Below are 25,519 nucleotides of genomic sequence, written 5' to 3' on the forward strand. Positions count from 1 at the left end.
ACGTTGGAGCAGGAGGGCCGCGGCCTGATTGCTCCAGTGGACGCGTGCCGACGTCGACCGTTCATAGGTCGCTCGCCTCCAGTCAGGACGCGGGCGTCCCTCCGAATGAAAGGGATGCGCGGACTGCCTGGCTGGTCCCGTATGGTCCTGCCGGAAGATGCGATTGCTCGACTGGTCAGATGATCTCCGGCTTTGCGGAGGCGAGAGCTCTCTTTCGTTGTCGCCCCCATCTGGTCGCGGCAGGTGAATGCGTGACATTCAACGAGCGGGCGAAATCATGCTTTTTTGAGCCGCCGCAATTCCAACACCTGCCTGGCAGCCCGCCTTTTCAGAACGCGGGCTTCGCGGCGAAGATGCGTGAACACGTCGCAGATGGCCGAACGCCCCGTATCACGTCCAACCGTTTCTTGCCGGCTTGTGGGGGCTTCTCAGACCTGCTGGAATAAAGCCGCTGGGTAATGTCTCAACGTTGGCACGGCCGGCAATCGATTCCTCACCGCGCAAGCTCTACAACACGATGCAGATTCTCTCTCCCGCTGAAGTGGGCTTGTCGGTGGTGTGGTGTAAATCCCCGAAGACCTTTTCCCAAAGCTCAGAATATGTCGCGGAATTCCGTCTCATCAGCGCTGAAACCGGACCCGGCAACATATCAATTTCAAATCGGGTCAAGACCTCCGTTGACAATCAGCGAGAACAAGCTTCATAGTAGTAATAGTGGAGCATATTCCACAATAATGAAATAAGGGGAACTTCCGATGTCTGTTCGCAAAACTCTGTTCGCGCTGTCCAGCGCGCTGATGCTATCAGTTTCTCCTGTTCTGGCTGCCGGAACGGTCAATGTCGCCATTATTGGCGAACCCGATACATTCGATCCGATGGTCTCGACCAAAGATGTTGTCAGCATTGTCACGCAGCACTTTGTCGAAACACTCTACACTTTTGACGAAAGCTGGGCCGTTGTGCCGCTACTGGCAGCCGATATGCCAGAAATCAGCGACGATGGCCTCACCTACAAAATCCCGCTGCGCGAAGGCGTAACGTTCCATGATGGCTCTTCCATGGACAGTGCCGATGCCGCCGCATCGCTGCAGCGATGGCTCGAAGTTTCCAGTCGCGGCAAATCCGTTGCCGACAAGGTAGCAGGTATCGAAGCATCCGGCCCGAACGAAGTGACCATCACGATGAAGGAGCCCTATGCGCCGCTCCTGTCGCTTCTGGCCTTTTCCAACTCCGCTGCAGTTGTTTATCCTGAAGAGATCATTGCGCCCGAAATTGAAACGATTGTCGGCACAGGCCCCTACAAGATCAAGGCTCATGAGCCGGACCAGTATACCCAGCTCGTCCGTTTCGACGGCTACACCCAGCCAACCGGCGCGGCTGAGCGGAAACAGGTGCCTGATGAAATCCGGTTGATCCCGGTCCCTGATGGCAACACCCGCGCCGAAGGTCTGCTCTCCGGTCAATACGATTATGCCGACGGACTTTCGACGGAAACCTACGACCGCCTGGAAGCTTCGGACGCTGCGGAGCCGGTTCTCCTGAAACCCTTCGGCTGGCCGGTATTTGCCGTAAACCACAAGAAGGGGATCATGACGGATCTGAACATCCGCAAGGCTGTTCAGGCTGCACTTCCCTTCGACGATATGCTCTATGCGGGCTTCGGCGATGAGAAATTCTTCAAGACCGATGGCGCGCTCTATCCGGAAGGCTGGACGTGGCACAACAATGCCGGTGTGGAGCTCTATAACCAGAACGACCAGGCCAAGGCTGCGGAATATCTTAAAGCTGCCGGTTACGACGGGTCTCCGCTCCGCATCCTCACCTCGCATCAGTACGAGTTCCATTATCAGATGGCCGAAGTTGCAAAGGCGGGGCTGGAAGCGGCTGGCATGAAGGTTCAGCTGGATGTTGTCGACTGGGCGACGCTTGCTCAGAACCGCAACAATCCAGACCTTTGGGATATCTACATCACCCACTCGCCGTTCCTTCCGGAACCGGCACTTATTTCCAGCCTGTTCTCCACCGCGCGTGAAGGTTGGGACAATCCGACCAAGAACGAAATTCTCAACCGGTTCACCTCCGAAAGCGATCCGGAAAAGCGGAAAGCCATCTTCGGTGAGCTGCAGAAGATCGTTCTGGAAGATGTCGGCTTCATCAAGGTCGGTGACTTCAATGCACTTCAGGGCAAGGCAAAGGGCCTGACCGGGGTCAACCCGTCTCCGTGGCCGGCATTCTGGAATGCACAGGTTTCCAAATAAGCTTGCTTGAAATTGGCTGCGCCGGAATGTCCTGGCGCAGCCGTTTAACGACTACTCGCGGTTCTACAGGGTTCCATGGCAAAGTATCTTCTTCGGCGTTTTGTTGGAATGGTCGTGGTGATCATTCTCGTTCTGACAATCGCCTTCGTGCTCGTCAGGTTCGCGCCTGGCGACCCGGCTGCCTTGATGCTGGGCCCGGATGCCACGCCTCAGGAAGCCGCAGATCTGCGCACGCGGCTCGGTCTCGACGAGCCGATCATCGTGCAATACGCGACATTCGTCGGCAACGCACTGAAGGGGGATCTGGGCGAGTCTCTTTTCTTCAATCGCCCCGTGACCTCCATTCTGGCGGACCGTGCGGAGCCGACGATTTTTCTTGCGCTGATGTCGTTGTTTTTTGCGCTTTTCATCGCCACGCCGATTGGGATCTATGCGGCGTATAAACGCGGCTCCCTTCTCGATCAGAGCTCCGTGACATCGGCAATGCTGGCGGCGTCCATACCGAGCTTTCTGACCGGACTGGTGTTCCAGCGTGTGCTGGCGACCAACCTCGGCTGGTTTCCAACCGCCGGGTATGGCGGTCCCGATGCCGACATATGGGTGCGGCTCGGCCATCTCATCCTGCCCTCCATTACCCTGGGCATTACCAATTCGGCTTTGATCCTGCGTTTTACCCGCGCCTCCATGCTGGACATTCTGGGCGAGGATTACGTGCGGACCGCCCGGGCAAAGGGAATGCCGGAAACACGTGTCATCTTGCGGCATGCTTTGAAAAATGCCGGGATTCCGATCATTACCGTTGTCGGACTGACCTTCGCCCTTCTGGTGTCTGGTGCGGTGGTGACAGAGCGCGTCTTCAATCTGCCCGGCATGGGCAACCTGGTTGTCAACGCCGTCCTGCGCCGTGATTACCCCGTCATTCAGGGCACCTTGATCATTGTCGCGTCCATCTATGTGCTGATCAATCTGGCCACGGATCTTCTCTATTTCTTCATCGACAAGCGGGTCAAATACTGATGGCGACTGCATCTCAAATCCATCAGCCGCCCAGCTTTCGCGCCGTGCTCATGGCGCGCCGTTCGACTGTGGTCGCGCTGGTCTGTTTCGTCCTGATTGTTCTGGCATGTTACGTTTTGCCAACGCTCGATCTGACCGCTATCGGCAAGATGTCCGTGCGCAACAGGCTTACGCCGCCGGGCGCGGACTATTTTCTTGGAGCGGACGCGTTCGGACGCGATGTTCTCGGCCGCCTGCTCGTTGCGGGCCAAACGTCGCTGCAAATTGGTCTTGGCGTGGCGATCCTGTCATCGTCTGCCGGCATTGTCATCGGTCTGGTCGCGGGCTTTTTCCGGCGGCTCGACACACCGCTGTCGCGTTTGATTGACGCCATGATGGCGTTTCCCGATATCCTGCTGGCACTGTCGCTTGTCGCGATTTTTGGCGGAACGGTCGGCAACGTCATCCTGGCGCTTTCCATCGTCTACACACCTCGTGTTGCCCGCATCGTTCGCGCCTCGACGCTGGTTGTTCGCGAATTGCCTTATGTCGAGGCGGCGCGTGCGCTTGGCTCCAGCACGCTGACGATCATGGTCACGCACGTTCTGCGCAATATCCTGTCCCCCATCCTGGTGCAGGCAACCTTCATCTTCGCCTATGCGATGCTGGCCGAAGCGGGCCTGACCTTTCTGGGCGTCGGCGTTGATCCGTCTACGCCCACGTGGGGCACGATGGTCAACGAGGGACGGCAATATATCGACAATGCCTTCTTTCTCATTCTCTTCCCGGGCGTTGCAATCGCGCTCTCCGTCCTCTCGCTCCAACTGGTCGGTGACGGTCTGCGCGATGCATTGGACCCCAAACTCAACAAGGAGACCTGAATGGCGCTTACCCTGACCAATTTCAGCGCGGTCGGTTTCGACAGTGCCCCGGATTCCATCCACATTGCGGATGACGGAACACTGCTCGATGACGCTCCCGAAAACGCGCGTCAGGTAGATCTGAACGGGGCCTATCTGTCTCCGGGGTGGTGTGACCTGCATGTCCATGTCTGGCATGGCGGGACCGATATTTCGATCAGAGCCAGTGAGGCTGGCCGCGCAACGGGCGTGACGGCCATGGCCGATGCCGGCTCGGCGGGCGAGGCAAATTTCCACGGTCTGAGGGAATATGTCATCGATCCGCATGCGGAAACCATCAAGGCCTTCCTCAATATCGGTTCGATCGGGCTTGTTGCCTGCAACCGTGTGCCGGAACTCATCGACTGGCGATCCATCGATATCGACAGAACGCTTGAGGTCGTGGAGAAAAACCGGGATGTCATCTGCGGCATCAAGGTACGCGCCTCCGGAGTGATTGTCGGCAGCTGGGGCATCACGCCGGCCAAGATTGCCAAGCGCGTTGCGGAAATGACCAATTTCCCGCTGATGGTTCATGTCGGCGAGCCGCCCCCTCTTATCGATGAGGTTTTCGACATTCTCTCGGAAGGCGACATCGTCACGCATTGCTTCAATGGCAAACCTGCAGGCTCCATACGCGATACGCCTGCACTCTTCGCCATGGCACAGGACATGGCTGACAGAGGCATTCGCATGGACATCGGCCATGGTGGAGCGTCGTTCAATTTTGAAACGGCACGCGCTTCCATTGCCGACGGGCTGCGCCCGTTCTCCATTTCCACCGACCTGCACAAGGTTTCCATTGAATCGCCCGTCTACGACCTGGCGACCACAATGTCGAAACTGCTGGCGGTCGGCCTGCCATTTGAAGACGTCGTCCAGGCGAGTTGTGCCGCACCGCGGTCGATTCTCGGTCTTTCCGGCAGAGATGGCCTCAAGACCGGTATGCGCGCCGACTTCACCATCTTCGATCTGGAAGATGCCGACATCGAAGTCCTCGACAGTCAGGGCAATTCGATGGTGATGGACAAGGTCTTCGAGCCGCGCGCAACGGTTCTCGGCGCCGATATGCAGGCGGCGAGCCGGAGGCTTCCGTGATGGATAACAGCGCGATCCTGAAGGTTGACGGATTGCGCGTCGGCTTTGGCAAGGGATCCGGGCAGGTCACGGCCTTGCGGGATGTCAGTTTCGAGATCGCGCGTGGCCGTACGCTGGCACTTGTTGGCGAAAGCGGTTCCGGCAAGTCGGTGACTTCGCTTGCGTTGATGGGGCTGCTGCCGCCGGCGGGCCGCATTCTGTCCGGTGAGCTGACCTTCAAAGGCAGGTCGGGAAAGACGGTCGATCTGGCAACCCTGTCCGCCCGCGATTTTCGCAATATTCGCGGGTCGGAGATCGCCATGATCTTCCAGGAGCCCATGTCGTCGCTCAATCCGCTTTTCACGATCGGCGATCAGATCGGCGAAATGCTTCTACTGCATGAAAACCTGGATGCCGATGAGAGGCGCAAACGCGTCGTCGAAATGCTGGAAATGGTCGAGATCCCCGGTGCCGCAAAACGTGCCGATACCTATCCGCACGAGTTGTCCGGGGGCATGCGCCAGCGGGTGATGATTGCCATGGCGATGATCTGCAATCCGGCTTTCCTGATTGCCGACGAACCGACAACCGCACTGGATGTGACCATTCAGGCGCAAATTCTCGATCTGATGCGGAGGCTCCAGCGCGAGCGCCAGATGTCGATCCTCTTCATCACGCACGATATGGGCGTGGTGGCCGAAATGGCCGACGATGTGGCGGTCATGTATGCGGGCAGCGTGGTTGAACAGGCGCCCGTCAATGATCTTTTCGACCAGACAAGGCATCCTTATGCACGTGGCCTCCTTGGCTCAATTCCCAGTCCGAACCGTCCTGAAGGCGAACGGCTCAAGTCTATTCCGGGATCTGTGCCGCCGCTCAATGCGTTGCCGGAAGGCTGCGCCTTCGAGCCAAGGTGTGCCTTCGCCATGCCAGCCTGCAAGAAGCCCGTCGCATTGCAGACGAAAGCGCCGGGGCATTTGGCAGCCTGCATTCTGGAACAGGAGCTGGTTGAATGACTGAGCCGCTTCTGCAAATCCGCGGTCTGACGAAGATATTTGAAACGTCCGGCGGGCCTGTTCACGCGTTGGAAGATATCAGTTTCGATATCCCGCGCGGGTCCATCACAGGTCTCGTCGGCGAAAGCGGCTCGGGCAAAACAACGCTTGGGCGCAGTCTGCTACGCCTTGTCGAGCCGACGCGCGGCCAGACCATTTTCGATGGTACCGATCTGAACACGCTCAGCGCCAGCCAGATGCGCCAGATGCGCCGCAGGATTCAGATCATCTTTCAGGACCCGATGTCCTCGCTCAACCCGCGACTGCGGATCGCGGATCTCATCGGGGAAGGCTTGAAGGCATTCGGCATCTGCAATCGGCGCGAGCGCCGTGATCGTGCCGCGGCCCTTCTGGAAGAAGTCGGGCTTTCCGGGGACCACCTGAACCGCTTCCCTCATGAATTTTCCGGCGGGCAACGTCAACGTATCGGTATCGCGCGTGCATTGGCGCTGGAGCCGGAATTCATCGTGGCGGACGAAAGTGTCTCGGCGCTGGATGTTTCGATTCAGGCGCAGGTGCTCAATCTACTGCTGGATTTGCGTGAAAAGCGGAACCTGACCATGCTTTTCATCGCCCACGATCTGTCGGTTGTCGAATATCTCTGCGATCAGATCGCCGTGCTCTATCTGGGCCGCCTTATGGAGATCGGGCCGTCACGGGCCGTCTATCACAAGGCAATGCACCCTTATACGCGTGCGCTCAACTCCGCGATCCCGCTGCCCGATCCACGTGCCAAGCGGTCCCGTGAGCTTCTTCAGGGCGATATTCCCTCCCCACTCAATCCACCATCGGGCTGTGTATTCAGAACGCGATGCCAATTTGCCGACGCGGATTGTGCTGATGGCCTGCCCCATCCCGTTGCCGTTGCTGAAGGTCATGTCAGCTACTGCAAGAAAATCGAGGTATTAAATGACAACTGAATTACGCGCCGAAACGCCTGAAACACGCTTGAAGGCACTCGGCCGTCCCTTGCCGGATAGCCCGCCTTCGCCTATCGGCGCGTTCAAGAATGTGCGGCGTTCAGGCAACATGCTTTATGTCTCCGGGCAGGGGCCTGTTCTGCCGGATGGCAGCTTGCTGAAAGGCAAGGTCGGCGGCGATGTCACCGCCGAAGAGGCGAGGGAACATGCCGAGCTGGTCGCGCTCAACATTATTGCTGCGCTGAGGCAGTTTCTCGGGTCGCTGGATCATGTCGATGGAGTGGTCAAGCTCCTGGGTCTGGTCAACGCCACACCGGAATTCGAACGCCATCCGCACGTGATTGACGGCGCGTCCAACATGCTCGCCCGTGTCTTCGATGACAAGCGCGGCCACGCGCGCTCGGCGTTCGGTGTGAGCTCGCTCCCCAACCAGATCACTGTGGAAATCGAGGCAATTTTCGAGCTATCCGACAAGGCCACACACCAGACTGCACTCCGGGAAGCCTAATGATTTCCCAACGCCCGTTCGACAGATTGCGCCGCATTGCGAACTTCCGTGGCAATGCTCTCGAAACGGTCGGCAACCCGGTGCTTGGCCATGACAACCGACAGGGTCATCAGACATGCGCCCTGTTGGTCGCGGATCGGTGCGGCAATGCAGGCGACGGACTCCTCGGAGGTGTCGATCTGCACCGAGAGGCCTTCAAGAAAGGCCTCTCTCGACATCTTTGCCAGTTTCTCCGGGTCCGTTTCCGCCAAACCGGTGTGCGAAGGTTCGGCGCAGGCCTTGAAGATCGCCAGACGCTCGGCCTCGGGAAGGTGACCCACCAGCAGGCGCCCGGACGCGGTCCAGTTCAAAGGCACCCGTGTGCCAACGTCGGAGGTCACGCGAAAGGCGCCCGAACCTTCCGCCATGTCGATGACACTCATCTGGCCTTCGTCACGGGTGCAGATCTGAATCATTTCACCGGTGCGCTCATTCAGTTCGATCATCGCGCGGCGCGCCTCGGTAAAGGCGTTCATCCGCGTCCGGTAGGCAAGGCCGTAACGCATGAGACGCGGACCCAGCCAGACCCGGCCATCGGCGGTACGGCTCAGCATCGAACATTCCGCCAGCTCGTCTATAAGTTTATAGACGGTCGAAGCCGGGGCACCGGTGGCTTTCGCAAGCTCGTACGCCGTCATGGGAACGAGTCTTTCAGTCAGGATATCAAGTATTTGAAGGTTCCGCGTCAGTGCGCTGGTGCGGGTCCTGCGAGGGACTTTCATATCCATGACATCATCTCATTCCAGGGGCCAAAACAGTGGTCTCTGTGCCACAATAATGGAAGTGCTCGCAAGAGCAGAGGGAAAAATCATGGGCGAAAAACAATCTCAGCGTGAAGACTACGGCATCGACTGGTCATGGCATGATTCCATGGGAATAAGCCGCGTCGTCAATGTCTGCGGAACAATGACCTCGCTGGGGGGCTCGATCGCAAGCCTGCGCGTGGCGAAAGCAACTGCAGAGGCAATGCCGCGCTTTGCGCGCATGCACGAATTGCAAGCCAAGGCATCCGGTCTGATTTCGCAACTGACCGGAGCGGAAGCCGGCTTTTTGACCGCATCGGCAAGCGCGGGGATCTCTCTCGCGGTCGCCGGCTGCATGACGGGCCTCGACCCGGCCCGTGCGGAAGACTTGCCGTGTGAGCCAGGCCCGAAATCCGGGGTGGCGGTGCAGATGGGCCATCTGTGCGAATATGGTGCGCCAGTTTCCCAGGCCATTGAGCTGGTGGGCGGTCATGTGCGTATCGTCGGTCAATCCACACTGGCAAAGGACTATCAACTTGAGGCGGTCCTCGACGAGGGTGCTGCCGCCGCGCTTTACGTGATTTCGCACCATGTCGTCGACTACGGCATGATCCCGTTGAAACGCTTTTGCGAGATCGCGCATGCCAAGGGCGTTCCGGTGATTGTCGACGCAGCCTCCGAGTATGAACTGGAGGGCTTCATTGCCGCCGGTGCGGACATAGCCATTTACTCCGGTCACAAATTCATGGGCGGGCCGACGTCCGGCATCGTCGCCGGGCGCAAGGATCTTGTGCGTGCCGCTTACCTGCAAAACATCGGCATTGGCCGGGGCATGAAGATCGGCAAGGAAAGTATTGCCGGCGCCATCGAGGCAATGGCCCAGTGGCTCGAGCGTGATCATGACGCCGTTCGCGCCGCGGAAACCGCTGCATTGGAAATGTGGAAGGAAGCGATCGACGGCTTGCCGGGATTTGATGGCAAACGCATACCGGATCCGACCGGAAATCCTCTTGAGCGTCTGGAAGTCCACGTCGACCCGGCAATTGCCGGCGCAAGCGCTGCCCAATACGCCGTTGCATTCGGAAGTTACGACCCGCCGATTATCGTGCGCGGACACGAAACCGAAAAAGGCTACTTCCAGCTCGATCCCTGCAACCTCATGCCGGGTCAAGCCGAACTCGTGCGCGACGCTCTGCGGCAGGTGCTGACCTCGTCCGAGGCCGCCGCGGTTGATGAGGAAGCGGCACTGGCAGACACCCGCAACGGCGGAACGGAAAGCTACATGCGTTGGCTGGAAGACGTGTGAGAACACTCCAGTAGGTCGCCGAAACTCTTCAAAATATCGAAATAGCCGGTTCGCTGCATATTCGTTCTGAATATGCAGCGCAGTCTTTGGGCGGGTGGACAAGGGGCCGCTTGTCCCAGCGGCTGAAAAGCAAGAATGAGCAGGCGGCAGATCCGTGATCTGCCGCCTGCTTCTGCATTGTCCACCCGGCCTGGAAGACTGTTCCGGGAAAGGCGAGGACCGAAGGACACTCTCTGATCGTGGCTGTTTTCTCCCGGTCTAATCTTTCAGGCAGACCAACAAGGCATTTCCCCAAAAGCCTCCGCGCCGTTCAGGCCGTTCTGCGCTTAATCTTGCTCTACCACGTTATTTGCAGATGCCGAGTGCGCGGCTGACGGGTAGCTTTCTCGTGCGAAGTAAATGAATTCATTGGATGAATTTTGATCTTCTTCGGTCAAACGGACGTTTGGCAGTCAAGCTGGATGTGTGACCAGTGTTCGTAATGGTCTGCTGGACATCACCATTATGGCAAAAAACTCAGATCAATTTCCGAAAGTGCAGTTCCGAAGCGAGCGTTAAGCCCTCTGCTTTTCGCGATCCGCCTGGACTGGAATGCGCGCAAAAGCGAGGGCTTAAAACTCTGGCAAGCTCCGTTTTACCACTGTACGGGTTGGTTCGACATGCCGCGAACGACGGGTCTGGGCTTCGGGCGCGACCGAGAAACGCTCTCGAAAGACAGCAGCTGTTTCAATAAGGCGAGCCGGCGCGAAGTTTACTGAATGGCGGAGACTCTGGCGAAACTTGTCTGATGTTGTCTTGTTTCAGAATTGGTCTGGCTCTTTTGTCAAATTGGATATGAACCGTAGTCCAATACTGCTCTAGCTTTCATTCCAACGTATCCGCGGGATGGGCAGAGAAATGGCCGCCAACGGTCGATGTTCTCACCGTTGGGGTGGGGAACAAGGGGCAGAAGGTTTTCTGGCAGGCTGAAGGCAAGTCCGCTTCCAGCCCAGCCAGTCCACACCGGCAAGCCTTCGATCCTGCCGGCGGCCGGTACCGCTCCCGATCGGCCGACACCTTCCAGTGGAAGCGCGCGGCCGGCCACGGGTAGCGCAAACACATCGCCCGGAGCTGGTCGACCGGGCGACCACAAAAAAGCACCGACCGGTGTCGCGTTCCAGAGCGGCGATTGTTCGATAGGAGGACTGTTTATGAAGCACAAGATGACTTTCACCCTGGTGTCGGCCCTGTTTGCCACAACGGCGATGGCCCATGCCGACGATCTGACGGTCGCCTCCTGGGGCGGCTCCTACCAGGAGGCCCAAAGCAAGGCGCTGTTCGAACCCGCTGCCAAGGCCATGGGCATCGATGTGAAGCAGGAAACTTACGGCGGCATGTCCGACGTCAAGCTGCAGGTGTCCACAGGCCAGGTCACGCTCGACATCGTAGCCAGCGGCTCCGGGTCTGCCGCCCGTGCAGGCGCGGAAGGCATGCTCGAGGAACTCGACTATGACGTCATCGACGTTTCGAATTTCGGGCCGACGCTCTACTCCAAATACTGTGTCGGCGGTGACGTGTTCTCCACCACCTACGCCTGGAACACGGATACCTACGGCGAGAACGGTCCGCAGAGCTGGGCGGATTTCTGGGACGTCGAGAAATTCCCCGGCAAGCGCGCCTACCGCAATAAGGTCGCCGGCGCGCTGGAGCCAGCACTCATGGCCGATGGTGTCGCGCCGGAGGACGTCTACAAGGTTCTCGATAGCGAGGAAGGCATCGAGCGCGCCCTCAACAAGATCCGTGAGCTGCGTCCGAATATTGATGTCTTCTGGTCGTCAGGTGCGCAACAGGCGCAGCTGATGAAAGACGGCGAAGTTGACATGACCACAGGCTGGAACGGACGTTTCGACAACGCCAAGAAGGATGGCGCCAAGGTGGCCTACTCCTATAATCAGGCGCTGCTCGACTACGACTGCTTCGCCATCCCGAAGGGGGCGCCGAACAAGGATCTGGCCATGAAGTTCCTGGCCGAGATTTCCAAACCGGAATACCAGGACGACCTGCCGAAATACATCACCTACGGCCCGACCAACAATCTCGCCTTCGAAACCGGCGTGATCGATGCCGCAACTGCGTCTGGACTGCCGTCGTCGCCTGAAAATGCGGCCAAGCAGCTTCCGATCTCGCTGGAATGGTATGCCAAGTGGGAAACCGTCGCCTCCGAGATGTACCAGGAGATGATGACCGAATAGCCAGCCCCCCAACCCTGACGGCGGGCGCGCTGCGCCCGCCTCTATCTGTTCAATAGTAGGAGGGGCCCTTGCGGTCACAAGACAGCGACGCTTTGCCCATTTCGATCAGGGGCGTCACCAAGACCTATGGAGCGGTTCACGCGCTGGACGATGTCTCACTGGAGGTCAAAAGCGGCGAATTCATAACGCTACTCGGCCCATCCGGATCGGGGAAGACCACACTCCTGATGGTCATTGCCGGTTTCACGCGTCCGGATTGTGGAAGCCTGAAATTCGGTGAACGCGAACTGATCCGAACGCCTCCGCACCTGCGGGACCTCGGAATGACCTTCCAGAGCTATGCTCTGTTTCCTCACATGAGCGTGGCCGGCAACGTGGCCTATCCGCTGAAGCTCCGCAAACTGCCGAAAGCCGAGATTGCCGAGCGTGTGGAAAAGGCGTTGGAGACCGTTCAGCTCGGCGGCTACGGCGACCGGCGCATCACCCAGTTGTCGGGCGGTCAGAAGCAGCGCGTGGCGCTGGCCCGCTCCATCGTCTTCGAGCCGCGCATTCTCCTGATGGACGAACCGCTGTCGGCCCTCGACAAGAAACTGCGCGACCAGATGCAGATCGAGCTGCGCCATCTGCACGAAAAACTGGGCATGACCACGGTCTATGTGACCCATGACCAGCGCGAGGCGCTGACCATGTCCGACCGGATCGCGGTCGTGAACAAGGGGCGCATCATGCAGCTGGCGAGCCCGCGCGAACTCTATGAGCGACCGGCGAACCGCTTTGTTGCCGATTTCATTGGCGACAGCACCTTCCTGCCGGTCGAAAGATCTGGCGAGCAGGTGTCTTATGGCGGCATGCCGCTTAAGTTTGTCCAGGCACCACCCGACACGCCGACCCTTGCCCTTATGGTGCGTCCGGAACGGATCGTCCTGTCCTCCGAGGGCCCCCGTGAGGGCGCAAACAACTTCGCGGCCACTGCCGCAGAAGTCGTCTACCAGGGCGACAGCTATCTTCTGCACGCAAGGCTTGATGACGGAACGCTGATTGCGCTTCGCGGCGGGGTGCGCGGCGCCAGCCTGTCTGCGCTGCCGAATGTGGGTGACAAGGTCACGCTGACCCTGGCACCGGAAGACACGGTTCTGATCGATGGAAGCGAGGCCTGAGATGCAGGCGACCCCGGCAAATGCGTCCGGACTGCGCGTCGACGAAAAGCTGGAGCGCATGAAGCTCTTTGGCCTGAGTTCGCCCGCGTTGCTTCTGGTTCTCGTCATTCTGGTCATTCCGGTGGGATGGCTTTTCTATGTCTCGTTTCTTGGCGGCAACGGTCAGTTCTCGCTGGAGAACTATCAGCGCATGGTCGAGCGCAGCTCCTACATGCGCATCTTCCGCACGACCTTCGAGGTCAGCCTTGTCACGACGGGTCTGTGCATCCTGATCGGCTATCCGCTGGCCTATTTCCTGTCCCAGATACCGCCCAGGATCGCGAACCTGTGCATGATCACGGTGCTGTTGCCGTTCTGGACGTCTCTGCTTGTCAGAACCTATGCCTGGCTGGTTTTGTTGCAGAAACAGGGCCTCATCAATGAATGGGCAATGGCTCTCGGCTTGTGGGACGAGCCGATCAAGATGGTTCACAACATGACGGGCACGCTGATCGGCATGGTCCACATCATGCTGCCGTTCCTCATCCTGCCGGTCTACGGCTCCATGAAGGCCGTCGACCGCGACTACGTGAAGGCAGCGGCCAACCTGGGCGCCAGTCCGAGACGGGCGTTCTGGGATGTCTTCTTTCCGCTCACCATGCCCGGTCTTTTCGCAGGCACGCTGATGGTCTTCATTCTCTGCCTCGGTTTCTTCGTGACACCGGCCGTGCTTGGCGGTGGCAAGGTCATCATGGTGTCGATGAAGATCGTCTCCAACATCGAACTCTTCGTCAGCTGGGGCGCTGCCAGCGCCCTTGGGGTCGTGCTCCTGGCTTTGACCTTCGCGATCCTCTGGGTGGCGTCCCGCTTCCTGAAGCTCGACCAGATTGCAGGGGGAGGGCACTGATGTTCGCCTGGCTCAAGAAACCTGCAAGCGAGACCCAGATCACCCATGGCCAGCGTCTCTGGCTCTACGTGCTCGCGGTCATCATCATGGTTCTTCTGGTGACGCCGACGCTGATCGTCATTCCGATGTCGTTCTCCGACAGCCAGTATCTGGAGTTTCCGCCACGGGTCTGGTCACTGCGCTGGTACGAGCACTACCTGTCGTCGCCCGAATGGATGCTGGCCACCTGGACATCGCTGAAGACCGCGTTTCTGACAATGTTGGTTGCGACGCCTGCCGGCGTTCTGGCCGCCTACGGTCTGCACGCCTCACAGGTGCGTTTCGTGCGGGCGGCCTTCCTGTTCCTGATCACGCCGATGATGGTGCCGCTGGTCCTGGTCGCCATCGGTGTTTTCTATGTCTACGCCCAGATAGGCATCCTCTACACATTGTTCGGGCTGGTGCTGGCGCATTCCATTCTGGCGTTGCCGCTGGTGGTGATCGTGATCGGATCTGCTCTGAAGAGTTACGACATGAGCCAGGAAAACGCCGCGCGCAGCCTGGGGGCACCGCGCTGGAAGGCTTTTGTGACGATCACATTGCCGCAGATCCGCTTTGCGGTGGTGACCGCGGCACTGCTCTCCTTCCTGACCTCCTTCGACGAGGTGGTCGTCGCCATGTTCGTCTCGGGAGGCGACAACCCGACGCTGACGCGCAACATGTTCAACGCCCTGCGCGACCAGATCGACCCGACCATCGCGGCGATCTCGACCATCATGATCTGCGTGACCACCTTTTTGATGGTGTTGGCACAGATCTTCGGTCAGCAGCGGGCTGCGAAGGACTGAAAACCTTGATGCGCCGGGCATGAAACGCCCGGCGCCGTTTCCCCTCATGAAATCCGTTTCTCCTGGAGCCTTTGATGATCAATCTCCTGACCTTCGCCGACCTCGCCAGCCAGCCGCTCGGCGACTTTGCGGACAAGCCGACCACCTTGACCGAGGGCCAGAAGGAGGCCTCGACGATGCTGTGGACCTCCGCCGACGGCCACACCAAGATCGGTGTCTGGGAATGTATGCCCGGCCGCTTTACCGCAGACCGCACCAAGGCTGGCGAATATTGCCATATCCTCTCCGGACGGGCGTCCGTGACCAATGCCGACGGCAGCGGAACCAGGGAGATCGGTCCCGGCGATCTGCTCGTCCTGCCGCAAGGCTGGACAGGGGAGTGGGTCATCCACGAGCACATGCGCAAGCTGTTCGTGATCGACGCCGCGCCAGAGGCGTGACGGGACGGCTGACCGGAAAGGCATAGCGCGAAGGTCGCATTGGCGAGCAACCGTACGGCTATTACGCGTCTTTGCCGCAATGACGAGACCCAGTGTCTTTTAGGGACAGTGCGTGTCGTCCGGTCCGCCAGCTAGAACCGATCCACCGAATAGTCCGACAGGTCGATGTTGGGTTTCCGCCCGCTGGCCAGAGCAGCGACCATACGGCCGAGCTTCGGGCCGATTGTGAGACCAATGTGCTGGCCGCCATAGGCATGCAGGATGTTCGGTGCGCCGGAAGCTTCGCCAAGCACCGGCAGGCTGTCCGGTGTCGTCGGGCGCCGTCCCATCCAGCTTTTCGTTTCGTCGATCTCGAGACCGGGATAGACGCGTGCGATTGCCTTGGAGATGAGGTTTACCGGCGCCTTCGCCGGGGTGGCATCGATGCTCGCGAATTCGACAACGCCCGCGATCCTCAGCGCATCCTGCATCGGCGTCATGACGACTTTTGCATCCGTGACCATATAGGGCTGCGGCGCCGTGAAAGCGGGGTTCTTCAGAACCACGTGATAGCCGCGCTCGGCGACGAGCCTCATCTTGACGCCGAGCTTTTTCGTGAGCGGGCCGGACCAGACACCAGCAGTCAGGACGATCTTGTCAGCGCTCAGAACCTCGCCGCCCTCCAGGGTGACAGACGGCCTTGAGCCGGGCGTCATGTCCAACACGCGGCCCTGCCGGAAGGAGCCGCCCTCACCAAGGTAGGCCTCGAAAAGATCGGAAACATACTCTCCAGGCGAAGACAGCCACTTGTAGTCTTCAAAAACCGTTCCGAACCCGTACTGCGGACCGAGATTGGGGTCGCGCTGCAGTAGTTCTTCCCGGGTGAGCGTTGAAGGCACGAGGCCGTAGCGTTTGCGGGTTTCGATGCTCAGTGTGTCGCTTTCGTATTCTTCCCGATTTCGGAACAGGGTCACGAAGTCGCCGCTGCAAATGTGCCGTTCGGCTGGCGTGCCCTTGGCCAGCGCCACATGCTGCTCGTTGGTGTCGAAGGTGATCTGTGACAGGGCCTTCGAAATAGGCGCAATCCGGTCCGGTGAAAGGTTCCGGTAGAAGGGAATGAGCCAGGGCAACAACCGGGGCAGATAAGACCAGCGCAGATAGAGCGGCGAACCCGGATCCAGCAGCATCGCGGGTGCCTTCCTGACGAGCGACGGAGAGGCAACGGGCATGACGGAGGCACGGGCCAACAGCCCGGCATTGCCAAAGGAGGCCTGTTCCGGAGAACCGGGGAGAACGGGATCGATCAGGGTCGTGCGCCAGCCATCTCGCCGTAGCCATTCCGCCGCCGCCAGTCCGGTGATCCCTGCACCGACGATGATGATGTTGCCTTGCACGCCGCTGTCTTTCGCCATTGAACCGCTGTCTGAAAGGTATGCCCCATAGGGGCGGTTTCAGGCAGGACCATTATGCGTTTTTTCGCAAGCCACTGCAGCGCGTTGCATCCGTTCTACTGTTTTTGCCGGAGGTCTTCAGGACCGGTCTCGCTCCATGGATGCGCAGAGCCCTGCTATTGCCGGTCAGGGGGACCGGAAAGACCTCGGGGCCTCGTGTCGGCCAACCTTGATGACGACCCGCGCGCAAGTATCATCTGGAAAGCGTGTGCGACGATCACGGCAGTGTCGTCGCACACACGCTTGACCTGGCGCTGCGGGCATCTGCTTGCGGCAACGCGCGATAGTTTGCAGTTCCCTGCCGAAACCTCGCGCGCAGCCAATCAGACGGTACCAGATTTGTAGACATCCGCGAGGGCGTCCAGTTCCCAGTTTCCGCCTGTCAGAATAACGCAAACCTTTTCGTCCGGCCTGACAGCGATCGAACCGGCCAACAAGGCCCCAATGCCAATCGAAGCCGCCGGTTCGGCAATCAATTTCGCATCGACGGCGAGTGAGCGCATGCCTTGAACGATATGCTTGTCGTCTACGAGAACGATCTCATCGACATATTTTTCGATGATTGGATAGGGGTTCCTGCCAGGAACGCTGATCCGCAAGCCATCGGCGATCGTGTCCTGCAAGGGAAGGGAGGTCGGCTCTTTGTTGATCCGGCTTTGATAGTATTTTGGTGTCAGCGCAGGCTCTACCCCGATGACGCGCACGCGCGGATTGGTTTCCTTGATGGCCGTGGCGACGCCGGAGATCAGCCCGCCACCGCCCAGGGGCACAATCACGGTGTCGACATCTTCCAGGTCCTCCAGGATTTCACAAGCCATCGTTCCCTGGCCTGCCATCACCATCGGATCTTCAAATCCATGGACCACCGTGTAGCCGTTTTCCTCGGCAATTTCATAAACCCTTTTCCATCTGGCGGCGTTGTCGCCATCGAAAAGAATGACTTCCGCACCAAGGGCTTTTGTGTTTTCGACTTTCAACTTTGCCGTGGTGGTCGGCAGCACCAGCAAGACTTTCGTGCCCAGCATTCGGGCGACATAGGACAGGCCTTGCGCGTGATTGCCCGAGGAACTGGAGATGAGGCCCTTGGCGATCTTCTCTTTGGGCAAAGAGAGGACCGCGTTCAGAGCGCCTCGGATCTTGAACGCCCCGGTAACCTGCAGGGTTTCAGGTTTGAGATAGACCTGGCAACCGACAGCCTTTTCGATCCGTTCTGCGCGCAGCAGCGGGGTGCGCCTGATATAGGGTTCTATCCGTTTCCGGGCCTCCCGAATATCCTCGATGGTCGGGGAAATGCGATGACTATCTTGCTGGTTCACCTTCGCGGCCTTTTTTATTGTTCAGAGGAGGCTAGTGTTGAAGTTTTCTTGGCAAGCCCATGAAAAATATCAGGTTTGCCCGATATGGAACGATCCCGTCAAAGCGAGCAGACGCGGCTTACGAGAAGAACTCGAAATGCGTTCCGACGTTCTGCGCAATGGCGTTTTGATAAATCCTGTCGGCGGTGGTGATGTCCTGTATCGCCATGCCGGTGGAATCGAAGATGGTCACTTCATCTTCATGTTCGCGGCCAGGCTTGCGACCCAGCAATATCTCGCCGATTTCACCGTGAATATCATCACTGGTTATGATGTCATGGTTGAGCGGGTGCCAAGTCTCGCCCTTCTCGGAGCATTGCGCCAACGAGTCGACAACAATTTTCGCGTTTCTGAAGATCTCCGGCTCCAGTTCCTGCTTGCCGAATTGGTCAGTGCCGATCGCAACGATATGTGTCCCCGGTTTGACCCAGGCCGCTTCCACCGGAGCTCCAACGCCGCGTGTCGTCGTAATCAGGACATCCGCTTGCTCAACCGCTTCTTTCTTGGTTTCGGTGATGATCACCGGAATGCCGAATTCGCTTTCCATGTCGGCCTTGTATTTGGCAAGTTTTTCAGCCGTGCGGCTCCAGGCATAAATCTCGTCGATCTTCATGACCTCGTTGATGGCGCGAATTTGCATTCTCGCCTGATTTCCGGTGCCGATCGACGTGATTTTCGAAGCGTTTTTTCTGGCAAGCGCCTTTACCGAGACGGCCCCGGATGCGCCGGTTCTCAGCCCCGTGATCAGGCTTCCATCCATCACGCAGATCAGGGCGCAACTCCTTGCGTCAAAGAGAATGATGGTCCCCATTCCGGTCGGCAAACCGAAGCTGGCCGGGTTGTTTGCGAAGCCCCCTGAAGAGGCCTTCATGGAGATTGTTTCATTGACTTTGTAATAGCCGAGCTTGAAGTCGATTTCTCCGCGCGGCGCAGGCATGTGGATGGAAAGATATTCCGGTTGTTCGACCTGCCCGCTGTTGAAGGCTTTATAGGCATTTTCAACAGCTTCGATAACTTCCCGATTGGAGATCAGGCGGCTCACTTCCTCTTTGTTCAGGAGCAACGTCTTCATGTCTCATCCTTGTTGGTCACCAGAAGCTGCCTGGCCCTGGTTGTTTGATCTCCATAGCGCTCAGGCAGAACCACCTAGCCGAGCGTCTGGCTGACAAGCGAGTAGGTGACAGGGCCCTCGACAACATCCGTTCCAAATTTCCGCAGCCGCTCGCCCAGTGACATGGTGAGGACCGTATCGAAAACGGACATGCCGCCGCCGGTAACCAGATGCGCGAAATCACCGCTTTCGAAGTGGGTGTCGAGCCGCAGAAATCGGCCTTCATGCTCTTTGATGTGAGGTGAAAGAACGTCGATTGCGTCTGCATCGTTCGACGCGACAATGGGGCCAACCACATGGCCGCGCCCGAAACGTCTGCAGAGCGCGAAGGCCGTCAATGCGCCGTCGCGATAAAGGCCATAGCCCACCGATTGCGCCAGGAGCTTGTCGATCAAACCCGCACGCTCAACACCGAAAGCCGCGCCGTCAAGCGCCGTGATTGCCGGCAGATCGTCTTTCGTGAGGACACGAAGGTCGCCTTGCGGCGCATCACATGCGGCACCGGCGCCATCCTTCACGACACCCTGACACTGGAAAACCGTCTTTTCCGGCGTAAAGCCGAGCGAATGATAAAGCCGTTGGGCCGCGCGCGTGGCATTGAGCCTGAGGTTACAGCCCTCAAGCTCATTCAACGCATATTCCATCAGCCAGAGGCCGGTTCCTTGCGTTTGCAGCCGGGGAGACGTGATGACCATGCCGATTGTGGCCAGGTTTTCAGCCTGGCGGTACCACATGGCGGAACCCATGATCCTGCCGATTTCGTCGTTGGTGACGACACCCTCGCCGACCTCGCGCAAGAACTGCCAGTCTTCGCCCCGGTGCGGCCAGCCGACGGAAATCGACAGCGCATGCAATTGGTCGAGATCGGCATCCTGCACGTCGGCAATATGCATTGAAAAAGCGTCGATCTGATTTTTTTTGCTTGGCCCCAAAGCCTCGCTCCCGGCAATCAAGAGTGTTATTGACCAGCGCGCCATATTTGCGCAGCGCCCTGACCATCGTAAACCTGCGCCGCCGCATAAATTGCTCTTAAGACCCCCAAAAGCAAAACATTCGACCGAAGTGAGCGCAGGTTCGGCATTCAATCCCGCAACAATCCGTCATGCTTCATGCGTGCAATTTGAATTATGGGACCGCTTGTCGATGCCATTTGCCGGGGAAAACATGAAAGCGACTGACATTCTGGAGCAGCTGGTCTCGTTTCCTACCGTGGTAGGGACGCCTAACGGCGAGATTGTTGACTGGATTTGCTCCTACCTGGAGGCGGAGGGTATCGCGGTTACCGTTCTGCCTGGCCCGGAAGGCGACCGGAGCAACCTGTTTGCCACCATCGGCCCCCGGGACGTTCCCGGCTACATCCTCTCCGGCCATATGGACGTCGTGCCGGCAGAGTTGGCGGAATGGACATCCTCCCCGTTCTGCCTCCGACGTGACGGCGAGCGGCTGTACGGTCGTGGCACGACAGACATGAAAGGTTATCTGGCTGCAGCGCTCGCTGCTGCCCCGAAGCTGGCCAAGATGGGTCTTGCTCGGCCTGTGCATCTGGCATTTTCATACGATGAAGAGGCCGGTTGCCGGGGCGTGCCACATCTGCTTGCCGCGTTGCCGGATCTTTGCGCTGCCCCATTGGGCGCGATCATTGGGGAGCCCAGCAACATGCGGGCGGTGCTCGCCCACAAGGGCAAGTCTGCGGCAAGCGTCACCATTCAGGGGCGTGCCGGTCACTCCTCCCGACCCGATCTCGGGCTCAATGCCATTCATGCCATGGCAGGCGTATTGAATGCGGCTATCGAGGCAGCGGAACAGCTGTCTTCGGGTCCGTTCGATCAAGCCTTCGAGCCACCTTATTCCTCGCTGCAGGCCGGGGTGATCTCTGGTGGCAAGGCTATCAACATCGTGCCGGACTTATGCCGGCTTGAACTGGAAGCGCGCGCAATATCGGGTGTCGATCCGCAAAGTCTCCTGACCCCAATCCGGAACAAGGCCGAAGCGTTGCGCGAGATGGGGTATTCGGTCGAATGGAATGAAATGAGCGCTTATCCGGCGCTCGCGCTCGATGTGACCTCGCCACTGGTATCCCTGATCGAGGACCTCACGCATCAAACGGCGCTAGGGGCGGTCAGCTACGGCACCGAAGCTGGCCTTTATCAGGGGGCTGGCATAGATGCTCTCATCTGCGGCCCGGGCGATATCGGGCGGGCGCACAAGCCCGACGAGTTCATTCTCGAAAGTGAGCTTGTCGCCTGCCAGACCTTCATCGAAGCGCTCGGCCAGCGCTGCCAGGCCTGAGCGGGATCGCATGCTATGACATTTCTTTTCAGGTCCGATGCGGAACGCGGTGCAATCTTTGCAGAAGCATTTGCGGAAGCGCTGCCGGATGTCCCCTTCAGCATGGATGAAAATGACGTTGCTTCTGAAGACGTGCGGTACCTGCTGACCTGGGGAATGCCGGACGATCTCGACCGCTACAGAAACCTTGAAGTCCTGTTTTCCATCGGGGCAGGCGTTGACCAGTTCAATTTCGATCTGGTGCCGGAGCATGTGAAAATTGTTCGCATGGTCGAGGATGGCATTGCCCGGATGATGCAGGAATATGTGCTTCTGGCCACATTGGCACTTCACCGCAATCTGCCCGCCTATCTCGACCAGCAAAGACATCGGCTCTGGTCGCCCTTGCCGCAGATGCAGGCCGAGGAGCGCCGCGTCGGCGTGCTTGGGCTGGGCGTGCTGGCACAGGCGGTCATCGAGCGATTGAAGCCGCTCGGCTTTTCGCTTTCGGGCTGGTCTCGCAGCGCCCGCGTGATTGACGGCGTCACCTGCCACCACGGTGCTGATGGTCTCGCAGAGATGCTTCGGACAAGTGACATTCTGGTCTGCCTCCTGCCGTTGACGGACGAGACGCGCGGCTTTCTCAATGCAGACCTTTTTGCAAAGTTACCTGAGGGGGCCGCCCTCATTCACGCGGGCCGCGGTCCGCAGCTTGACCATGCCGCCCTGACAGACGCACTCGACAACGGCCATCTTTCGGCTGCGATGATCGACGTCACCGATCCGGAGCCGCTGCCTAAGGGGCATCCTTTCTGGTCACACCCCAGGATCATCCTCACGCCTCATATTGCCAGCGTTACCCAACCAGCGAGTGCTGCGCGAACCGTCATTGAAAACATCAAACGGCACCGCGCCGGACTCGATCCTGTCGGGCTCGTCGACAGACGTCGTGGCTATTGAAACACCTGAAAGGATCAACATGTCCCTGCTGAAAACCCTCGACCCGAATCCAACCTTTGCTCCGCGTGAATCCCAGCCAGCGCCCGAGAAGCTGATTGCCGGATCGCCATCCTTCAAGACCTGGGCGATGGACGAAGCAAAGGATGGCAAGGTTCTTTCCGGTGTCTGGGAAGCGACACCGGGCGAAACGAAGTCGATCAAGGGCGAGGTTTTCGAATTCTGCCACATCCTCTCCGGCCGCGTCGAAATCACCCCTGAGGGCGGCGAACCGGTCATCTACAAAACCGGCGACAGCTTCGTGATGAAGCCCGGCTTTGTCGGCGTCTGGAAGACAATTGAGACAGTGCGCAAATTCTACGTCGTGGTGAACTGACAAGACCGGCGAGGGCAGCAGCTTTTTTCTCTTGGAAGATTGGACTGCCGTTGCCCGCCAAAACGCAAGAAACGTCGGCCGCAACAGATGAGCAAAGCCATTCGTACTCGGACGTTCGGGCGAGGATGCGGACCTCTCAAGGAAGACCTCTCATGAGTCTCAGTTTCGACCCGGACAGCCTGTCTCTGCCCATCGGCCATTTCATCGGCGGTGAACTCGTCCCGGCTTCGGACGGGATCGAGATGCGCCGGCCCTCTGACGCAAAGGCCTATGCCGAGTGTCCTGTTGCAGATACCGGTCTGGTCGACCGCGCCGTCGAAAATGCCAAGCAAACGCTCAAGGCCAGCAATTGGGGCGGGGTGCGCCCGCGCGAGCGGACCAAGGCGCTACAGGCCTGGGCAGACCTGATCGAAGAAGAAGCGGAAACGCTGGCGAAGATCGAAGCCCTGTCTTCCACACGGCCTGTTGGTCAGCTTATTGCTGGTGACATTGCCGTGACTGCCGAACAGATCCGCTTCTTTGCCGAATTTGCAGACAAGGAAGGCAGCGATCTGGTTCCGACCGATGATCAGACCTGTGGCATGATCGTGAGTGAACCCTACGGGGTCGTGGGCGCGATCACACCTTGGAATTTCCCTATCTCCATGGCGGGATGGAAGCTCGGTCCGGCGCTTGCCGCAGGCAATGCGGTGGTCATCAAGCCATCGGAAATGACGCCCTTCTCAACCGTTTACATGGCACAGCTTGCCGTGAAAGCCGGCATTCCGGCAGGTCTTTTCAATGTGGTTCTCGGCGACGGCCCGCTTACCGGCAACGCCCTTACCGGTCATGAGGACATCGCCAAGGTGAGCTTTACCGGTTCGACCCGTGCGGGCTCGGCAATCATGGAAAACATCGCACGCACCGGCATCAAGCCGATGACGCTGGAACTTGGTGGCAAGAGCCCGCAGATCGTGTTTGCCGATGCCGACATCGCGAAAGCCGCATCGGCAATCGCCGGCAGCGTCATGTTCAACGCCGGCCAGGCCTGCGTCGCGGGCACCCGGCTGATCATTGAAAAATCCGTCGCAGAAGAGCTTGTCGCTGCGATCATTGAGCAAATGAAAACCGCCCGTCCCGGAGCTACCTGGGACGAAACAACACAATATTCGCCAATCATCTCCGAACGACAGCGTGCCCGCATCGCCAGCATTGTTGACGCAGCAAAGTCCGCCGGAGGCGAATGTCTCACGGGCGGTGGTCTGATCGCAGGTGAGGGCTATTTCTTCGAGCCAACCTTGATCGGCAATGTCGATCAGACGAACCCTGCCATTGTCGAGGAAATCTTCGGGCCTGTGTTGACGGTCCAGACATTCGAAACCGAGGAAGAAGCCCTGGCGCTTTCTGCGCACCCTGTCTACGGCCTTGCTTCGGGCCTTTTCACCAAAGACCTGTCGCGCACGATCCGCTTTGCTCGCAAGCTTGAAGCGGGCACTGTGTGGGTCAATCGCTATAGCCGTTCGCGCGACCATATCCTGCCGACCGGCGGCTACAAGCGTTCTGGTATCGGCAAGGACCTTGGCCGTGAGGCCTTCCAAGCCAACCGCAAGACAAAGAGTGTCCTCATCAGCCTCTAAGGAAAACCATGCAAACCTATTCAATCGCATTGATCCCCGGCGACGGCATCGGAGTCGACGTCATCGACGCTGCCTGGGAAATCCTGAATTCGGTCGCCGAAAGCTCCGGATTTGCGCTCAAGGGCACCGAGTTTCCCTGGTCCTGCGCCTTCTACAAGGAAACAGGGCGGATGATGCCGGAAGACGGTATCGAGACGCTGCGCGGCTTCGACGCCATTCTACTGGGGGCGGTCGGCTGGCCGAAAGAGGTGCCGGATGCTGTCTCGCTGCACGGCCTGTTGCTGCCCATCCGCAAGGCGTTTGTCCAATATGCCAACATCCGCCCCCACCGCCTTCTGCCGGGCGTTCAAGGTCCGTTGAAAGCAGAGGCTTTCGACATTCTCTGTATCCGCGAGAATACCGAAGGTGAGTATTCAGGCGCCGGTGGGCGGGTCCACCAGGGCATGGACAACGAGGTCGCCGTCGAAACCTCGATCTTCACGCGCGCGGGTGTCGAACGCATAATCCGCTTCGGTTTCGAACAGGCAAAAGCCCGTCGTGGCAAGCTGGCCTCTGTCACCAAGTCCAATGCGCAGAAATATTCCATGGTTTTCTGGGACGAGATCACCCAGAAGCTGGCCCCCGAATATCCGGAGGTCGAGGTGACGAGTTATCATGTCGATGCGCTCGCCGCTCGCATGGTCATGGCGCCGGAAAGTCTCGATGTCATCGTCGCCTCGAACCTCTTTGGCGATATCCTGACGGATCTGGGCGCGGCCATTCAGGGCGGCCTTGGTTTTGCCGCCTCGGCCAACATCAATCCCGACCGCGCTGCCCCCTCCATGTTCGAACCTGTCCACGGCTCGGCCCCGGATATTGCCGGCAAAGGCATCGCGAACCCGATGGCGACCATCTGGTCCGGCGCCATGATGCTGGAGCACCTGGGCGAAACCCAGGCGGCCCGGCGCATCATGGAGGCGCTGGCGATCACCACCGGCAAGGGCATCGGCACCACGCCTGGAAAAGATACGACCGCCGCGATCACGAGCGCGGTCAAGAATGCACTGATAACACTGTAAGGATAT

At 58.9% G+C, this 25,519-nt stretch carries 23 protein-coding genes; 18 read left to right on the plus strand and 5 right to left on the minus strand.

The window, feature by feature from the left end; all coding sequences use genetic code 11:
• Positions 1-755: 755 nt before the first annotated feature.
• The 7 genes from AC2A6O_RS14425 (at position 756) to AC2A6O_RS14455 (ending at position 7,713) form a co-directional block, all read left to right on the plus strand.
• A complete protein-coding gene (locus tag AC2A6O_RS14425) occupies positions 756-2,258 on the plus strand; it encodes an ABC transporter substrate-binding protein (RefSeq protein WP_148583852.1) in 1,503 nt (500 codons plus the stop codon).
• A gap of 75 nt (positions 2,259-2,333) precedes the next feature.
• Positions 2,334-3,275, plus strand: coding sequence for an ABC transporter permease (locus AC2A6O_RS14430; protein WP_148583853.1), 942 nt, complete (start codon positions 2,334-2,336; stop codon positions 3,273-3,275).
• The gene (locus AC2A6O_RS14435) at positions 3,275-4,135 is read left to right on the plus strand and encodes an ABC transporter permease (protein WP_148583854.1); all 861 of its coding nucleotides are present in this window, start codon (positions 3,275-3,277) and stop codon (positions 4,133-4,135) included. Before AC2A6O_RS14430 ends, AC2A6O_RS14435 begins: the two co-directional genes overlap by 1 nt.
• Positions 4,136-5,251: an amidohydrolase/deacetylase family metallohydrolase gene (locus AC2A6O_RS14440; protein ID WP_148583855.1), complete on the plus strand. Its 1,116-nt coding sequence runs from the start codon at positions 4,136-4,138 to the stop codon at positions 5,249-5,251.
• Positions 5,251-6,246, plus strand: coding sequence for an ABC transporter ATP-binding protein (locus tag AC2A6O_RS14445; RefSeq protein ID WP_148584061.1), 996 nt, complete (start codon positions 5,251-5,253; stop codon positions 6,244-6,246). The genes AC2A6O_RS14440 and AC2A6O_RS14445 overlap by 1 nt, the downstream gene beginning before the upstream one ends.
• A complete protein-coding gene (locus AC2A6O_RS14450; RefSeq protein WP_148583856.1) occupies positions 6,243-7,205 on the plus strand; it encodes an ABC transporter ATP-binding protein in 963 nt (320 codons plus the stop codon). The genes AC2A6O_RS14445 and AC2A6O_RS14450 overlap by 4 nt, the downstream gene beginning before the upstream one ends.
• Positions 7,195-7,713 carry a RidA family protein gene (locus AC2A6O_RS14455; RefSeq protein WP_148583857.1) on the plus strand — a complete coding sequence of 173 codons (519 nt, stop codon included), beginning with the start codon at positions 7,195-7,197 and terminating at the stop codon, positions 7,711-7,713. The genes AC2A6O_RS14450 and AC2A6O_RS14455 overlap by 11 nt, the downstream gene beginning before the upstream one ends.
• Here the strand turns inward: AC2A6O_RS14455 and AC2A6O_RS14460 are convergent.
• Complete coding sequence (locus AC2A6O_RS14460) at positions 7,710-8,480, minus strand: IclR family transcriptional regulator (RefSeq protein WP_148583858.1); 771 nt, start codon at positions 8,478-8,480, stop codon at positions 7,710-7,712. The two genes, AC2A6O_RS14455 and AC2A6O_RS14460, sit on opposite strands and share 4 nt — an antisense overlap.
• Before the next feature lie 82 nt (positions 8,481-8,562).
• Between AC2A6O_RS14460 and AC2A6O_RS14465 the strand changes: the two genes are divergently transcribed.
• The 6 genes from AC2A6O_RS14465 (at position 8,563) to AC2A6O_RS14490 (ending at position 15,342) form a co-directional block, all read left to right on the plus strand.
• Positions 8,563-9,801: an aminotransferase class V-fold PLP-dependent enzyme gene (locus AC2A6O_RS14465; protein WP_498928053.1), complete on the plus strand. Its 1,239-nt coding sequence runs from the start codon at positions 8,563-8,565 to the stop codon at positions 9,799-9,801.
• Between the two features lie 1,190 nt (positions 9,802-10,991).
• The gene (locus tag AC2A6O_RS14470; protein WP_498928055.1) at positions 10,992-12,032 is read left to right on the plus strand and encodes an ABC transporter substrate-binding protein; all 1,041 of its coding nucleotides are present in this window, start codon (positions 10,992-10,994) and stop codon (positions 12,030-12,032) included.
• 68 nt (positions 12,033-12,100) lie between these two features.
• Positions 12,101-13,189 carry an ABC transporter ATP-binding protein gene (locus AC2A6O_RS14475; protein ID WP_498928057.1) on the plus strand — a complete coding sequence of 363 codons (1,089 nt, stop codon included), beginning with the start codon at positions 12,101-12,103 and terminating at the stop codon, positions 13,187-13,189.
• A 1-nt stretch (position 13,190) separates the two neighbouring features.
• Positions 13,191-14,075 (plus strand): ABC transporter permease, encoded by an 885-nt coding sequence (locus AC2A6O_RS14480; RefSeq protein WP_148583862.1) that lies wholly within the window; start codon positions 13,191-13,193, stop codon positions 14,073-14,075.
• Positions 14,075-14,902 carry an ABC transporter permease gene (locus tag AC2A6O_RS14485; protein ID WP_148583863.1) on the plus strand — a complete coding sequence of 276 codons (828 nt, stop codon included), beginning with the start codon at positions 14,075-14,077 and terminating at the stop codon, positions 14,900-14,902. The genes AC2A6O_RS14480 and AC2A6O_RS14485 overlap by 1 nt, the downstream gene beginning before the upstream one ends.
• A 74-nt stretch (positions 14,903-14,976) precedes the next feature.
• Entirely contained in the window at positions 14,977-15,342 is a 366-nt protein-coding gene (locus tag AC2A6O_RS14490) for a cupin domain-containing protein (protein ID WP_498928059.1), read from the plus strand.
• A gap of 131 nt (positions 15,343-15,473) precedes the next feature.
• On the opposite strand, the gene AC2A6O_RS14495 is transcribed toward AC2A6O_RS14490, so the two are convergent.
• The 4 genes from AC2A6O_RS14495 to AC2A6O_RS14510 form a co-directional block, all read right to left on the minus strand.
• Positions 15,474-16,733, minus strand: a complete 1,260-nt coding sequence (locus tag AC2A6O_RS14495) for an NAD(P)/FAD-dependent oxidoreductase (protein WP_498928061.1) — start codon at positions 16,731-16,733, stop codon at positions 15,474-15,476.
• 362 nt (positions 16,734-17,095) lie between these two features.
• The gene (locus AC2A6O_RS14500) at positions 17,096-18,088 is read right to left on the minus strand and encodes a threonine/serine dehydratase family protein (protein ID WP_498928063.1); all 993 of its coding nucleotides are present in this window, start codon (positions 18,086-18,088) and stop codon (positions 17,096-17,098) included.
• Positions 18,089-18,206: 118 nt separating this feature from the next.
• The gene (locus AC2A6O_RS14505) at positions 18,207-19,199 is read right to left on the minus strand and encodes an ornithine cyclodeaminase family protein (RefSeq protein ID WP_498928065.1); all 993 of its coding nucleotides are present in this window, start codon (positions 19,197-19,199) and stop codon (positions 18,207-18,209) included.
• Positions 19,200-19,273: 74 nt separating this feature from the next.
• Entirely contained in the window at positions 19,274-20,131 is an 858-nt protein-coding gene (locus AC2A6O_RS14510) for a GNAT family N-acetyltransferase (RefSeq protein WP_498928067.1), read from the minus strand.
• Between the two features lie 271 nt (positions 20,132-20,402).
• Here AC2A6O_RS14510 and argE point away from each other — a divergent pair, with 271 nt between their 5' ends.
• From argE to AC2A6O_RS14535, 5 genes are all read left to right on the plus strand, one after another.
• On the plus strand, positions 20,403-21,527 hold the full coding sequence (gene argE, locus AC2A6O_RS14515; RefSeq protein ID WP_498928069.1) for an acetylornithine deacetylase: 1,125 nt from the start codon (positions 20,403-20,405) through the stop codon (positions 21,525-21,527).
• Between the two features lie 15 nt (positions 21,528-21,542).
• Positions 21,543-22,466 carry a 2-hydroxyacid dehydrogenase gene (locus tag AC2A6O_RS14520; protein ID WP_498928071.1) on the plus strand — a complete coding sequence of 308 codons (924 nt, stop codon included), beginning with the start codon at positions 21,543-21,545 and terminating at the stop codon, positions 22,464-22,466.
• Between the two features lie 19 nt (positions 22,467-22,485).
• A complete protein-coding gene (locus AC2A6O_RS14525; protein WP_498928072.1) occupies positions 22,486-22,839 on the plus strand; it encodes a cupin domain-containing protein in 354 nt (117 codons plus the stop codon).
• Positions 22,840-22,991: 152 nt separating this feature from the next.
• Positions 22,992-24,455: an aldehyde dehydrogenase family protein gene (locus tag AC2A6O_RS14530; protein ID WP_498928074.1), complete on the plus strand. Its 1,464-nt coding sequence runs from the start codon at positions 22,992-22,994 to the stop codon at positions 24,453-24,455.
• An 8-nt stretch (positions 24,456-24,463) separates the two neighbouring features.
• Positions 24,464-25,513 carry a tartrate dehydrogenase gene (locus AC2A6O_RS14535; protein ID WP_498928076.1) on the plus strand — a complete coding sequence of 350 codons (1,050 nt, stop codon included), beginning with the start codon at positions 24,464-24,466 and terminating at the stop codon, positions 25,511-25,513.
• Positions 25,514-25,519: the final 6 nt, after the last annotated feature.

The sequence above is a fragment of the Labrenzia sp. ATLA3 genome (genome assembly GCF_057180185.1).